The organism is Pseudorhodoferax soli, from assembly GCF_003337555.1.
GTDB classification, from domain to species: Bacteria; Pseudomonadota; Gammaproteobacteria; order Burkholderiales; family Burkholderiaceae_C; genus Pseudorhodoferax; species Pseudorhodoferax soli.
Map to the genome: position 1 here is coordinate 275,440 of NZ_QPJK01000007.1, position 13,216 is coordinate 288,655.

Here is a 13,216-nt window from a genome sequence, read left to right on the forward strand (position 1 = left end):
CGCCAGCGGGCTTTTTTACGCCTGGCCCGGCGCCGGCAGGTCCACCTGCACCAGCAGGCCCGGATGCGCATTGCGCACCTGCCAGGTCCCGCCATGCGCCAGGGCCACCAGGCGGCACAGGTACAAGCCCAGCCCCACGCCACCGCTGCTGCGCTCACGCGCCGCATCCGGCCGGTAGAAGGGCTCGGCCAGGTGCGGCAGCACGGCTTCGTCCACGCCGGGCCCGTGGTCGCGCAGGCACAGGCGGATGCCGCCACCCTCGCGCAGCAGTTGCAGCTCGGGCGGCTGCGGCGCACCGCCGCTGTGGCGCAGGGCATTGCCGAGCAGGTTGCGCAGCAGGAGCCGCATGCGGGCCCGGTCCAGCAGCAGCTGCGGCAGCCCCTCGGCCACCTCCAGGCGCGGCATCTGGCCGCCCTCCCCGCCCAGGCCCTGCAGCACCTCGCGCGCCAGCAGCGCCAGGTCTGTCGGCTCCAGCTGCAGCGCCGCATGGCGCACCGCCAGGCGCTCGCTCTCCAGAAGATCGGTGACCAGGTCGCGCATCACGGCAAGGTCGCGCAGCAGCGCCTCGCGTGTGGGCGCGAGTTCGGCGGTCTCGGGCAGCAACTCGGTGTGCAGGCGCGCGCGCGTGAGCGGGCTGCGCAGCTCATGGCTGATGGCCAGCAGCAGGCCACGCTTGGCCTCCAGCATGCCGTGGATGTCCTGGGCCATGGTGTTGACGCCTTCGGCCAGCTGGCCGAGCTCGTCGTGCCGGCGCACCGGGATCGGCTCGGCGAAGTCGCCCGCGCCGAAGCGCAACGCGCCTGCGCCGATGTCGCGCAGCGGGCGCAGCAGGCGGTGCACATAGATCCACGCCAGCATGGTGAGCACCAGCAGCACCGACAGCGTCACCCAGCCGACGCGGCGCGGCTTGTCCTGCCAGGCCGCGACCGACAGGCCCAGTTCCACCACATGGCCATCGGCCGTGGTGCGGCGCAGGAATTCATGCTCGCGCGTGTCCCGGTCTCGGTAGCGCTCGCGGCCGGCGTCGGGCTCGCTCTTCCAGTTGATGGCCGGGCCGGAGATGCTCACGCTGACGGGCAGCCGCGCGGCCAGGGCCTGCGCGCGCGCCACGCTGGGCGGGCTGCCGATCTCGGCGACCAGCCGGTCGACGTAGTCGGCCGCGAGCGGACGCACGGCGTCGCGCCACCCCATGGAGATCGCCCGCTGCATGCCGAAGAGAAAGCTGGCCGACATGGCCAGCGCCAGCAGCAGGAACAGCGCGACCAGCCGCAGCCGCAGCGAATGCCGCATGGCGCGGTGCGCGCGCCGGTGCCAGCCCCGCACGCGCACCTTAGCCACGGCCCGGCCGCGGCGCCAGTGCCAGCGCGTAGCCGGCGTTGCGCAGCGTCTTGATCGCGTCCAGCGGCTCGAGCTTCTTGCGCAGCCGGCTGATGACGATGTCGACCGCGCGCGTGTAGAGCTCGGCCTCGTGGCCGCGCAGCTGGTTCAGGATGTCGTCGCGGCTCCAGACGCGTCCGGGCTCGCGCGCCAGCAGCTGCAGCAGCTCGAACTCGGTGCCGGTCAGCTCCAGCGCCTGGCCACCGCGCCAGACGCTGCGCGTGACCGGATCGATCTCCAGCCCCTCGAAGCGCAGGCGGGCGTCGTCGGCGGCGGCTGCAGGCGCCACACGGCGGCGCAGCACGGTCTGCACGCGCGCCACGAGCTCGCGCGGCTCGAAGGGCTTGGGGATGTAGTCGTCGGCGCCCAGCTCCAGGCCCACGATGCGGTCCATGACCTCGCCGCGCGCCGTCAGCATGAGCACGGGCAGGTCGCTGTCCTTGCGGATCGCGCGGCACAGCGCGAAGCCGTCCATGCCGGGCAGCATCACATCCAGGATGGCGGCGTCGAAGCCCCCCGCGCGCAGGCGGGCCAGGCCCTCGTCCGGGTGCAGGGCCTGGAGCAGCTCCAGCTCGAAACGCGCGAAGTACGCGGCCAGCGGAGCGCCCAGGTCGGCGTCGTCGTCGATCAGCAGGATGCGGGGCATCAACGCCGCCCGGCCGCCCGAAGGCGTTGATGCGCCCCCATCACGGGCTGTGACAGGGGCAGCGGTACGCGAAGCGATGAACGTGGGGGCCACATGACCCGCATTGTCATCCGCGGTGCCAGCCGCTTCGGCGCTGCATGAAGTCGCGCACCTTCTGCTGCTGGGCCGGCGTCAGGCTGTCGTAGAAGTCGCCCAGCGCGGTCACGATCTCCGGCGCCTTGGTCTTGAGCGCGTCGGTCTTCTGGTCCACCAGGGCCTGCGCGCCGGCGCGGTCGAACTTCTCGCCCGCCACCAGGGCCTGGGCCTGCTCGCGCGGATGGGCGCCGGCCATCAGCGCACTGCGCTGCTCGGAGAGCTTGCCGGCCAGCACCTCGAGCTTGGCCTTCTGCGCTGCGTCGAGGTCGAGCTTGCCGGCCACGCGCGCCACCATCTTGGCGCGGCGCTCGGCCATCTGCTCGGCGCTGGCATTCCAGCCGCCATCGTGCGGCCGGTGCCCGCAGGCCGACAGGCTGCCGACCACCACGGCGGCGCCGAACACGCCCGCCAGACTGCGCTTGATCCAGGATTTCATCGCCATGCCTCTTGAAGAGAAGTGAACATGGCAGCGATGGTGCCGGCGCCCCGCCCAGCCGGGGTCTCGCGGCGGTTTCGCTTTGTTTCGGTTTATCTCAGGCGAAGTTCTCGGTGTCGACCTCCCCCGTGGCCTGCGGCGCATAGCGCGGGCCGACCACGTTGTGCTGGCCGATCAGCGCCTCTGCCTGCGCCATCTGCGCGGGCGTCAGCTGCACCTTGGCGGCGTCCAGGTCCTCCTGCAGGTGGGCGAGGTTGGTCGTACCGGGGATCGGCACGATGTGGGGCGCCTTGTGCAGCAGCCAGGCCAGCGCCAGCTGAGCCGGCGTGCAACCCACCTCGCGCGCGAACGCCACGTAGGGCTGCAGCAGCTGCAGGTTGGCCGCGTAGTTCTGCGGCGCGAAGCGCGGCATGGGCCGGCGGATGTCCTTGGCGTCCAGCGTCGCCACGTCGTGCAGCGTGTCCGTCAGGTAGGCCCGCGCCAGCGGGCTGAAGGCGACGAAAGCAGCACCGATGGCGCGGCAGGCCTCGAGCACCGCGATCTCGGGGTTGCGCGTCCAGAGCGAATACTCGGTCTGCACGGCCGTGATGGGGTGCACGGCATGCGCCTTGCGGATGGTGGCGGCCGACACCTCCGACAGGCCGATGGTGCGCACCTTGCCCGCGCGCACGAGGTCGGACAGCGCTCCCACGCTGTCTTCGACCGGCACCTCCTTGTGCCAGCGGTGCAGGTAGTACAGGTCGATGACATCCGTGCCGAGACGGCGCAGGCTGTCCTCGCAGTTGCGGCGCAGGGCCTCGGGCCGGCCGTCGATGACGCGGCGCACGACACCGTCCTCGCCGCGCACACCGGCCATCCCGCCCTTGCTGGCCAGTGTGATGCGGCTGCGGTGGGCCTTCAGCACCCTGCCGACCAGTTCCTCGTTGGCACCGAAGCCGTACAGCGCGGCCGTGTCGAACAGCGTGACGCCCGCGTCCAGCGCGGCCAGCAGCAGGCGCTCGGCCTGCTCGGGCGAAGGCGGCACGCCATAGGCGTGGCTCAGGTTCATGCAGCCCAGGCCGATGGCCGAGACGGTAAAGGGTCCGATGGTGCGTGTTTGCATGCGCGCAAGCTTACCGCCAGCCCCGTGGCATCCACGCCCCGGCCACGCTGATCCGCAGCCCGGGGCCAGAACCATTTGTTTCATCCATGCAAGGATGGAATCGGCGTACGCGTGAATACATTAAAACAATACGTTCAACAGCACACAGGATGTACTCATGAGGCAGATCGAGCTGCAACTGACGGCAGAAGATCGCGATACGGTCGAAGAGATCCGGAGCAAGGGCGTACACCACGCCCGCGAGGTCAACAGGGCCCATGTGCTGTGGTGCCTGGACCGCGGCATTCCCGAGGCGCAGATCCTGGAGGTTCTGGGGGTCGGCCGCACGGCCCTTTGGCGCACGCGGGCGGCTTACTTGCAAGGGGGCGTGGAGCGTGCCGTCTTCGACATGGCGCGCTCGGGCCGCCCGCGCCGCTATGGCGCGGAGGCAGAGGCACGGGTGATGGCGCTGGCCAGTTCCGAGCCCCCCGAAGGCCGCCAGCGCTGGACCTTGCTGGAGCTGGAGCGCGCGGCGCGCCAGCAATTCGGCCTGGGCTCGGTGAGCCGCGAGACGGTGCGGCGCATCCTCAAGAGAACCGCGAGCGGCTCGGTCGCGGCCAGCTGAGGCTGGCGCGCCGCCTCAGGCGTTCAGGCGTTCAGCTGCTGTTCCAGCTGGTGCAGCACCTGGTAGCACGGCAGCACCTGGGCCACGCTGCTGTTCGGTTCGCGCCCTTCGCGGATGGCGGCAAAGAACTCGCGGTCCTGCAGTTCGATGCCGTTCATCGACACGTCCACCTTGGACACATCGATCTTCTCTTCCTTGCCGTTCACCAGGTCGTCGTAGCGTGCGATGTAGGTCGCCGTATCGCCGATGTAGCGGAAGAAGGTGCCCAGCGGCCCGTCGTTGTTGAACGACAGGGAGAGCGTGCAGATCGCACCGTTGGCGGCCTGGAGCTGGATGCTCATGTCCATGGCGATGCCCAGCGTCGGATGGATCGGGCCCTGAACGGCGTTGGCCTTCACGATCGGGCTGCCGGCCTGGTAGGCGAACAGGTCCACCGTGTGCGCGGCGTGGTGCCACAGCAGGTGGTCGGTCCAGCTGCGTGCCTGGCCCAGCGCGTTCATGTTGGTGCGCCGGAAGAAGTAGGTCTGCACATCCATCTGCTGGATGTTGAACTCGCCGGCCACGATCTTCTGGTGCACGTACTGGTGGCTGGGGTTGAAGCGGCGCGTGTGGCCGCACATGGCGACCAGCCCGCTGGTCTTGGCCACCTGCACCACCTCTTCGCCGTCCTTCAGCACGTCGCACAGCGGAATCTCCACCTGCACGTGCTTGCCGGCCTTCAGGCAGGCCAGCGTCTGCGCGGCGTGCATCTGCGTCGGCGTGCACAGGATGACGGCATCCACTTCCTTGAGCGCCAGGCTGTCCGCCAGATCGGTCGTGACATGCTGGATGCCGTACTTGTCGGCCACTTCCCTGGTCTTTTCCAGATCGCGGCTGATCAGCGAGACGACTTCGACGCCGTCGATGTTCTTGATGCCGTCCAGGTGCTTGATGCCGAAGGCGCCGGCACCGGCGAGGGCTACTTTGATCGTCATGTTCAGTTCTCCAGGATGAGGTGGCCCACGGCGGTGTTGGACGCCGGGACATGGAAGAAGCGGTGCTTGAGCTTGGGCGCGGGGCCGCCGGCCACATCGGCCATCGCGCCGCGCGCGATCAGCCACATCACCAGCTCGATGCCCTCACTGCCGGCCTCGCGCACGTACTCGATGTGCGAAACCTCGGCCAGGTCCGCCGGGTCGGCGATCAGCCGGTCCAGGAACTTGTTGTCCCATTCCCTGTTGATCAGGCCGGCGCGCGGGCCCTGCAGCTGGTGGCTCATGCCGCCCGTGCCCCAGATCTGCACCTTGAGCGGTTCGTCGTACGACTCGATCGCGCGGCGGATCGCCTGGCCCAGCTGGAAGCAGCGTTTGCCGCTCGGCACCGGGTACTGCACCACGTTGACGTGGAACGGGATCACTTTCACCGGCCAGGCTTCGGGCGAGCCGAACAGCAGGTTCATCGGCACCGTCAGGCCATGGTCGACCTTCAGGTCGTTCACGATGGTGAGGTCGAAGTCCTGCTGGATCACCGACTGCGCGATGTGCGAGGCCAGGTCCGGATGGCCCATCACCTTGGGCACGGGCCGCGGGCCGTAGCCCTCGTCGGCCGGCTCGAATTCGTCCGCCGTGCCGATGGCGAAGGTCGGGATCATGCCCAGGTCGAAGCTGGATGCGTGGTCGTTGTAGACGAGGAACACCACGTCGGGCTTGTTCTCGCGCATCCATTGCTTGGACGGCTCGTAGCCCGCGAACAGCGGCTTCCAGTAGGCCTCTTCGGTCTTGCCCAGGTCGATGGCCGCGCCAATGGCCGGCACGTGCGAGGTGTAGACCGAGGCCGTGATGCGCGCCTGGCCAGCCGTTTGTCCAGCTGCCTGGCCGCCGGTCTGCCGCGCCGCGTGCGCGCCCATGACCTGCGCCGCCAGCGCCTCCTGGTGCGTCAGCTCCCATTCCTTCCAGGCCGCGGACTGCGCCGCCGGACCCTGGGCGTTGCCGCCCTCGCCCAGGTAGCGGTTGCCCTCGGCGCTGCGGCCACCGCCGATCATCATGTCGCGGTAGGCATGCTCGGTCATGCCGGTCATGGAGCCTGCCATCTGCTGGAACGACAGCCCGTCGGTGGCGCCCAGCTTGGCCAGGAAGTAGATGTTGCCGCCCGTGCGCATGGCCCAGTTCAGGTCGCGTGCGCGCACGGCCGCGCGCTGCTCGTCCGTCATCGGCCATTCGGCCAGGTAGGCGTCTTCGTCGGCCTTGAAGCGCGCGCGGTTCTCGGCCTTCATGAGGCTCATGCAGAACTGGTTGAGCCAGTAGCCCTTGCGGCTCTGGTCGGCGTCGAAGATGGTCGTGCCAGGCACGTCCAGGTAGGGTTTGTTCAGGGCCATATCAGACCTCTTCCGGCCAGTACAGGCGCATGGGGTTATCGACCAGCAGCTTCTTCTGCAACTCGGCGGTGGTCGCGATGTGCGGGATGAAGTCCACCAGCAGGCCGTCGTCGGGCATGTGGTCCTTGAGGTTCGGGTGCGGCCAGTCGGTGCCCCACAGCACGCGGTCGGGAAACTGCTCGACGATGCGGCGCGCGAACGGAATCACATCCTGGTAAGCGTTCTGCTCGCCGTCGAGTGCCTTGGGGCCGGTGACCGACAGCCGCTCGGGGCAGCTTACCTTGCTCCACACGTTGGTGTGCTCGCGCATGAACTTCTCGAACAGCGCGAACTCGGGGCCGTCCACGGGCTTGCCCACGTCGGGCCGGCCCATGTGGTCCACCACCACGGTGGTGGGCAGCGCGGTGAAGAAGTCCCACAGCTCGGGCAGGTCCACCGCCTCGAAGTAGATGACCACGTGCCAACCCAGCTTGTTGATGCGGCTGGCAATCTCCAGCAGCTCATCCTTGGGCGTGAAGTCGACCAGGCGCTTGACGAAGTTGAAGCGCACGCCGCGCACGCCGGCGTCATGCAGCTCTTGCAGCTCTGCGTCGCTGATGCTGCGCTTGACCGTGGCCACGCCGCGCGCCTTGCCGTTCGATGACTTGCAGGCATCGACCATGGCGCGGTTGTCGGCGCCGTGGCAGGTGGCCTGCACGACCACGTTGCGCGCAAAGCCCAGGTGGTCGCGCAGTGCGAACAGCTGTGCCTTGCTGGCGTCGCAGGGCGTGTACTTGCGCTCGGGCGCGAACGGGAACTCGCCGCCCGGGCCGAACACGTGGCAGTGCGCGTCGACAGCACCTGCGGGCAGCTGGAACCTGGGTTTGGCCGGGCCGGTGTACCAGTCCATCCAGCCGGGGGTCTTCTCGAAAGGGCCTGTGGTGGGTTTGCTCATGTGCGTGTCCTCAATCCAGCGTGATGTTGGCCTTGCGGATCACGTCGCCGAAGCGCTGGGTCTCCGCCTTCACGGTGGCCCGGAACTGCTCGGGCGTGGTCGGGAAGGACTCGTAGCCGAAGGTCTTGAAGCGCTCGACGAAGTCCTTGTCCTTGAGGATCTCCGCCAGGTCCTTGCGGATCTTCTCGCTGGTGGCCGCGGGCAGGCCCGGCGGCACGGCGATCACGTTCCAGCCGATGACCTCGAAGTCCTTGGGGCCGCCGGATTCGGCCACCGTCGGAATGTCCGGGAAGTCGGCCGAGCGCTTGGGCGCGGCAAAGGCCAGCAAGCGCAGCTTGCCGGCGCGGTACAGCGGGCCGGCGGTGCCGGCGCTGCCCAGCGCGAAGTCGATGTCGCCGGTGGCCACCGAGGTGTAGAGCTGCGTGGTTTCCTTGAAGATCACGTGCTCCATCTGCGTGCCGGTCATGCTCTCGAACAGCTCGGAGCCCAGGTGCACGGGGTTGCCCACCGACCAGGAACCGTAGTTCAGCTTGCCCGGGTTGGCCTTGGCGTCGGCAATGATGTCGCCCACGGTCTTGTACTTGCTGTTGGTCGGCACCGTGAAGAAGAAGTGCGTCTTGAACAGCGGCAGCGCGATGTCGAAGTCCTTCTGCGGGTCGTAGGGCAGCTTCTTGAACAGCGCGGGGTAGGCCGCCAGGTGCACGTTGTCCAGCACCAGCAGGTCGGTGCCGTCCTTGGCACCGCGCTTCCAGGCGTCGATGGCGATGAAGCCGTTGCCACCCGGGCGGTTTTCCACCACCACGGGCTGGCCCCACAGGCGCGAGAGCTTGTCGGCCGCCAGGCGGGCCACGCCGTCCGGCCCGCCACCGACCGGGAACGGCGTGATGATGCGCACGGGCTTGGTGGGGAACTGCTGCGCCGACGCGCCGAAGGCGGCCGCCAGTGCAACGGTGGCGAGGCCGGCGCTCAGCAGCGCGCGGCGAAAAGTGTTGGTCATGCTCGTGTCTCTCTCGTGTCAGTCGATGTATTTGAGGCCTGCAGCGGCCAGCGGCTCGCGCATCTTGTACATGTCCAGCCCCAGCACGCCCGAGGCCAGCTTGTCGCGTTTCTCGCCCTCGTTGGCCTCACGCTTTTGCGCAGCCTCCAGCGTCTTGGCGGCAATGGCGCGGGGCACGCAGACCACGCCGTCGTCGTCGGCCACGATCACGTCGCCCGGCGTGACGAGCATGCCGGCGCAGACCACGGGGATGTTGACCGAGCCGATGGTGGCCTTGATCGTGCCCTTGCTGCTGATCGCCTTGCTCCAGACCGGGAAGTTCATTTCCTTCAGCGTCTTCACGTCGCGCACGCCGGCGTCGATGACCAGCGCCCGCGCGCCACGCGCCTGGAAGCTGGTGGCCAGCAGGTCGCCGAAGTAGCCGTCGGTGCACTCGGCCGTGATGGCCGCGACCACGATGTCGCCAGGCTGGATCTGCTCTGCCACCACATGCATCATCCAGTTGTCGCCCGGGTGCAGCAGCACCGTGACGGCCGTGCCGGACACCTGCGCGCCCGGGAAGATCGGGCGCATGTAGGGCTTGAGCAGGCCCACGCGGCCCATGGCCTCGTGCACGGTGGCCGAGCCCAGCGCAGCCAGTGCATCGGCGGTGGCAGCGTCGGTGCGCTGGATGTTGCGGTAGACGACTCCGAGTTCGTACATGTCAGATCTCCTTATTTGCCTTTGGCCTTGAGGGCCGTGTCGAGGCGCGAGAACACGCGGCGCGCATTGCCTTCGAAGACCTGGTAGCGGTCGTCATCGGTCAGGTTGGGCGTTGCGAGCACGTAGCGCTTGGTGTCGTCGTAGTAGTGGCCGGTCTCCGGGTCGATGCCGCGCACGGCGCCGATCATCTCGCTGGCGAACAGCACGTTCTTGGTCGGGATCACCTTGGTCAGCAGGTCGATGCCGGGCTGGTGGTAGACGCAGGTGTCGAAGTAGATGTTGTTCAGCAGGTGCTCGGTCAGCAGCGGCTTCTTGAGCTCTTGCGCCAGCCCGCGGAAACGGCCCCAGTGGTAGGGCACCGCGCCGCCGCCGTGCGGGATCAGGAACTTCAGCGTCGGGAAGTCCTTGAACAGGTCGGACGTCAGGCACTGCATGAAGGCCGTGGTGTCGGCGTTCAGGTAGTGGGCGCCCGTGGTGTGGAAGCAGGCGTTGCACGAGGTGCTGACGTGCACCATGGCCGGGATGTCGTACTCCACCATCTTCTCGTAGATGGGGTACCAGCTGCGGTCCGACAGCGGCGGGCTGGTCCAGTGGCCACCCGATGGATCGGGGTTCAGGTTGATGCCGACGTTGCCGTACTCCTTGACGCACTTTTCCAGCTCGGGAATGCAGGTCGCCGGGTCGACGCCCGGGCTCTGCGGCAGCATCGCGGCGGGGATGAAGTTGTCGGGAAACAGCTGCGACACGCGGTAGCACAGCTCGTTGCAGATCGCCGCCCAGGTCGACGAGACGTTGAAGTCGCCGATGTGGTGCGCCATGAAGCTGGCGCGCGGGCTGAAGATGGTGAGGTCGCTGCCGCGCTCGCGCATCTTGGCCAGCTGGTTCAGCTCGATGCTCTCGCGCAGTTCGTCGTCGCTGATCTTGAGGTCGGACACCTTCGGCATCACCGCCGGGTCCTTGATGCCGGCGATCTGCTGGTTGCGCCAATTCTCCAGCGCCTTGGGCGCGGTCGTGTAGTGGCCGTGCACGTCGATGATCAAGGGGTTCTCGCGGCTCATGTTGCTCCTCGGTTTGGGCTCTGCGGTGTGCGCGGATTCTGCGCGCGCCGCGGATACCCGCCTAGCTTGCAAGCCTGCTATCAGCTAGAACGAAATGGCATAGCTCCGCCGGCGCTATTCAATACACTCACAGCATGGATTTGAAGCAATTGGAGTACTTCGTCCGCGTGGCCGAGCTCGGCAGCTTCACGCGCGCGGCCATTGCGCTGGACGTGGCACAGCCCGCGCTCTCGCGCCAGATCCGCCTGCTGGAGGTGGAATTGCGCCAGAACCTGCTGGCCCGCAACGGCCGCGGCGCCACGCCCACCGAAGCCGGCAAGCTGCTGCTCGAACACGGCCGCGGCATCCTGCACCAGGTGGCCGTGGCGCGCGAGGAACTCGGCGTGGCACGCGGGGCGCTGGCCGGGCGCGTGTCCATCGGCCTGCCGCCCAGCCTGTCGCGCCTCATCACGGTGCCGCTGACCCAGGCGTTCCGCGCCAAGCTGCCGCAGGCCCAGCTCACGCTGACCGAGGGCTTCTCGCTGGTCATGATCGACAGCCTGCGCATGGGCAACCTGGACATGGCCCTGCTCTACAACCCCGAGCGCTCGCCCGACATGGAGCAGACCCTGCTGCACGAGGAGGAACTCGTGCTGATCTCCCCGCGCGCAGAGGTGCCGGAAAGCAAGGGCAGCAAAGCGCGTACCGCCGTGGCGCTGCGCGACGCGGCCGCCCTGCCCCTGATCCTGCCGAGCCGGCCCAATGCGTTTCGCCTGCTGCTGGAGGCCGAGGCCATGCGCCTGGGCAGCGCACTGCGCATCGCGATGGAAGTGGACGGGCTCAACGCCATCCTGAGCCTGGTGCGCGAAGGCTTCGGCCATGCCGTGCTGCCGGCCTACACGCTGGCCAACATCGACCACGGCGGTGCGCTGGTGGTGCGCCGGCTGCAGGCGCCGCGGCCCACCAGCCAGCTCACGCTGGTGCGCTCGTCGCGCCGGCCCTCCACCGAAACGCAGAAGGTGGCGCGCGCGCTGCTGCAGGACGTGGTGCTGCGCGCCATCGCGCCGTACACCACCTGACGGCCCGCCCTCAGCCGATGGGCGGCAGCGCAGCTTGCACGCCGGCAGCCGCCCGGCGCAGGCGGTCCGCCCTCGCCGTCTGGGACGGCAGCTCGCCGAACAACAGCCGGTACTGGTGTGCGAAATGGCTCAGCTGCGAGAAGCCGGCGTGGGTCGCAATCTCGCCGATGTCGACCTCGCCGGGCAGCGTGCCGTGCAAGCTGCGGCGCACGAGGTTCAACCGCATCGACCGCAGGTAGTCGACCGGGGTGGTCCCGGCCACCTTCTGGAAGCTGTCCTGCAAGGTGCGCCGGCTGGTCCGCAGGCGCGCGCAGAGCGCGTCGATGCTCAGCGGCTCCTGGACATTGGCCAGCGTCAGGCGGTGGCACTCGGCGACCAGGGCGTGGCTGGACATTCCCTTGGCGCGGCCCTGCGGCACTTGCCCGTCCCGCAAGGCGTGGACCACCGTGGCGGCGATGGCGGCCTCCACCCATGCCGCCGGCGGCAGGCCACCAGCCACCGGCCGAGGACGCACCTGCGCCGAGAGCCAGGACCACAGCGCGCCGCGCAATGCCGCCAGCCCGCTGGCCGACACCTCGACCAGCCCGTGGCCCAGGGCGGCGCGCAGGCCCGCGGCATCGTTCTGCTGCGCCACGAGCGCGTCGAAGCGCGACGCGTCGAACGTGACGGCCAGCAGCTCCATCTGCGCTGGCCGGTGGATCACGAACTCCTCCCCGCCCCGCAGCACGAAGAGGCTGTGCGCCGTCACCTCCCGCCCCTGCATGCGGGCCATGGCGGCGGCGGGCGCCGCCACGGCGAAGCAGATCTTCCCGGGAGGCAGGCAGCCCTGCTGCAGCACGCGCTGGCTCAAGGCCTTGCGAAACAGGTGGGTGTGCCCCAGCGCAACTTCCACCATCGAGCTGCGCATCGTGCCGCGAGACACCTGCTCGTAGCGCTGGTGCCACTCGGGCGCCGAGGCACCGTAGAGGTGGAAGTCATCGAACCGGGCCACCGTGGACAGCATGGGATCGCCGTGGGTTGTCGCAGCGCAGCGCTCGGCCTGCGTCGCCGGATGTTGCCGATTTGGGTTACCGCCCCCGGGCCCTTCCGTCCGAGACTCCATTGCAGGCTTTCGCCCGATCGGCACAGCCGCACCACCATGTTCCACCGAATCCTCCCGCATCTCTGCCTCACCCTGTGCATCGGCCTTGCCGCCTGCGCCTCGGCGCCCAGCGCCCCACCGTCCACCACCCGGAAAAGCACCATGCATCTCGAAGACACCCGCCAGGCGCTGGTCGGCGACTGGGCCAGCATCGCGCCCGAAATCCGCCCCAGCGCCGCCAGGAACGCCGACGGCACGCTCAAGCCGTTCTACCTCACGCGGGCCTTCAAGTACCTCGATGGCGACCGCTTCGAGTTGCGCATCGTCAACTCGGCCGACGCCAACGGCGCCGTGCCGTTGGCCAAGATCGCGATCAAGGGCCACATGCTCTGGCGCGGGCCGCATCCCATCGCCGAGGGCGCGCAGAAGGTCGATTTCGTCGCCGACGAAGGCTATGAGGTCACGCCGCTGGTCCAGGGCTTCGCCGATGTCCTGAACCAGGTGGCCGGCCAGGGCTACGCCAGGTGGGAGGTCGGCGCCACGCAAAGCGTCTTCGGCAAAACCTTCGTGCCCTTCGGGCTGGCGCAAGGCCGCCACTTCATGGAATACGACCTCGTCTACCTGGCCCACGGCATGCTGTTTTGGGGCGCTCGCCACATCGACGGCCGCGGCTTCGACACGGAGGCGAACCGGCCCACCAACCTGCAGATCCCGCTCGTGCGGCAGTGAAGCG

At 68.7% G+C, this 13,216-nt stretch carries 14 protein-coding genes and 1 pseudogene; 3 read left to right on the forward strand and 12 right to left on the reverse strand.

Annotation, left to right across the window (positions count from 1 at the left end):
- Positions 1-15 precede the first annotated feature (15 nt).
- From DES41_RS24345 to DES41_RS24360, 4 genes are all read right to left on the reverse strand, one after another.
- Positions 16-1,290 (reverse strand): HAMP domain-containing sensor histidine kinase, encoded by a 1,275-nt coding sequence (locus tag DES41_RS24345; protein WP_114470433.1) that lies wholly within the window; start codon positions 1,288-1,290, stop codon positions 16-18.
- Positions 1,291-1,330: 40 nt separating this feature from the next.
- Complete coding sequence (locus tag DES41_RS24350; RefSeq protein WP_114470253.1) at positions 1,331-2,023, reverse strand: response regulator transcription factor; 693 nt, start codon at positions 2,021-2,023, stop codon at positions 1,331-1,333.
- Positions 2,024-2,129: 106 nt separating this feature from the next.
- Positions 2,130-2,594, reverse strand: a complete 465-nt coding sequence (locus tag DES41_RS24355) for a Spy/CpxP family protein refolding chaperone (RefSeq protein WP_114470254.1) — start codon at positions 2,592-2,594, stop codon at positions 2,130-2,132.
- Positions 2,595-2,691: 97 nt separating this feature from the next.
- A complete protein-coding gene (locus tag DES41_RS24360; protein ID WP_114470255.1) occupies positions 2,692-3,696 on the reverse strand; it encodes an aldo/keto reductase in 1,005 nt (334 codons plus the stop codon).
- A gap of 157 nt (positions 3,697-3,853) precedes the next feature.
- Between DES41_RS24360 and DES41_RS24365 the strand changes: the two genes are divergently transcribed.
- Positions 3,854-4,300 carry a helix-turn-helix domain-containing protein gene (locus DES41_RS24365; protein WP_114470256.1) on the forward strand — a complete coding sequence of 149 codons (447 nt, stop codon included), beginning with the start codon at positions 3,854-3,856 and terminating at the stop codon, positions 4,298-4,300.
- Between the two features lie 23 nt (positions 4,301-4,323).
- Here the strand turns inward: DES41_RS24365 and DES41_RS24370 are convergent, their stop codons facing one another.
- From DES41_RS24370 to DES41_RS24395, 7 genes and pseudogenes are all read right to left on the reverse strand, one after another.
- Positions 4,324-5,274, reverse strand: coding sequence for a Gfo/Idh/MocA family oxidoreductase (locus tag DES41_RS24370; protein ID WP_114470257.1), 951 nt, complete (start codon positions 5,272-5,274; stop codon positions 4,324-4,326).
- A gap of 2 nt (positions 5,275-5,276) precedes the next feature.
- Positions 5,277-6,185: a class III extradiol dioxygenase subunit beta gene (locus tag DES41_RS24375; protein WP_245965868.1), complete on the reverse strand. Its 909-nt coding sequence runs from the start codon at positions 6,183-6,185 to the stop codon at positions 5,277-5,279.
- A 99-nt stretch (positions 6,186-6,284) separates the two neighbouring features.
- Positions 6,285-6,653: pseudogene (gene ligA / locus DES41_RS39250) on the reverse strand (protocatechuate 4,5-dioxygenase subunit alpha); the annotation flags it as partial.
- 1 nt (position 6,654) lies between these two features.
- A complete protein-coding gene (locus DES41_RS24380) occupies positions 6,655-7,587 on the reverse strand; it encodes an amidohydrolase family protein (protein ID WP_114470259.1) in 933 nt (310 codons plus the stop codon).
- Between the two features lie 10 nt (positions 7,588-7,597).
- Complete coding sequence (locus tag DES41_RS24385; RefSeq protein ID WP_114470260.1) at positions 7,598-8,584, reverse strand: Bug family tripartite tricarboxylate transporter substrate binding protein; 987 nt, start codon at positions 8,582-8,584, stop codon at positions 7,598-7,600.
- Between the two features lie 18 nt (positions 8,585-8,602).
- A complete protein-coding gene (gene ligK / locus DES41_RS24390) occupies positions 8,603-9,286 on the reverse strand; it encodes a 4-carboxy-4-hydroxy-2-oxoadipate aldolase/oxaloacetate decarboxylase (RefSeq protein ID WP_114470261.1) in 684 nt (227 codons plus the stop codon).
- A gap of 11 nt (positions 9,287-9,297) precedes the next feature.
- Entirely contained in the window at positions 9,298-10,326 is a 1,029-nt protein-coding gene (locus DES41_RS24395; protein ID WP_114470434.1) for an amidohydrolase family protein, read from the reverse strand.
- A gap of 152 nt (positions 10,327-10,478) precedes the next feature.
- On the opposite strand from DES41_RS24395, the gene DES41_RS24400 reads away from it, so the two are divergent.
- On the forward strand, positions 10,479-11,402 hold the full coding sequence (locus DES41_RS24400) for a LysR family transcriptional regulator (protein WP_114470262.1): 924 nt from the start codon (positions 10,479-10,481) through the stop codon (positions 11,400-11,402).
- A 10-nt stretch (positions 11,403-11,412) separates the two neighbouring features.
- On the opposite strand, the gene DES41_RS24405 is transcribed toward DES41_RS24400, so the two are convergent.
- On the reverse strand, positions 11,413-12,405 hold the full coding sequence (locus tag DES41_RS24405) for a helix-turn-helix domain-containing protein (RefSeq protein WP_170168284.1): 993 nt from the start codon (positions 12,403-12,405) through the stop codon (positions 11,413-11,415).
- Positions 12,406-12,645: 240 nt separating this feature from the next.
- Between DES41_RS24405 and DES41_RS24410 the strand changes: the two genes are divergently transcribed.
- On the forward strand, positions 12,646-13,212 hold the full coding sequence (locus tag DES41_RS24410; protein WP_114470264.1) for a hypothetical protein: 567 nt from the start codon (positions 12,646-12,648) through the stop codon (positions 13,210-13,212).
- Positions 13,213-13,216: the final 4 nt, after the last annotated feature.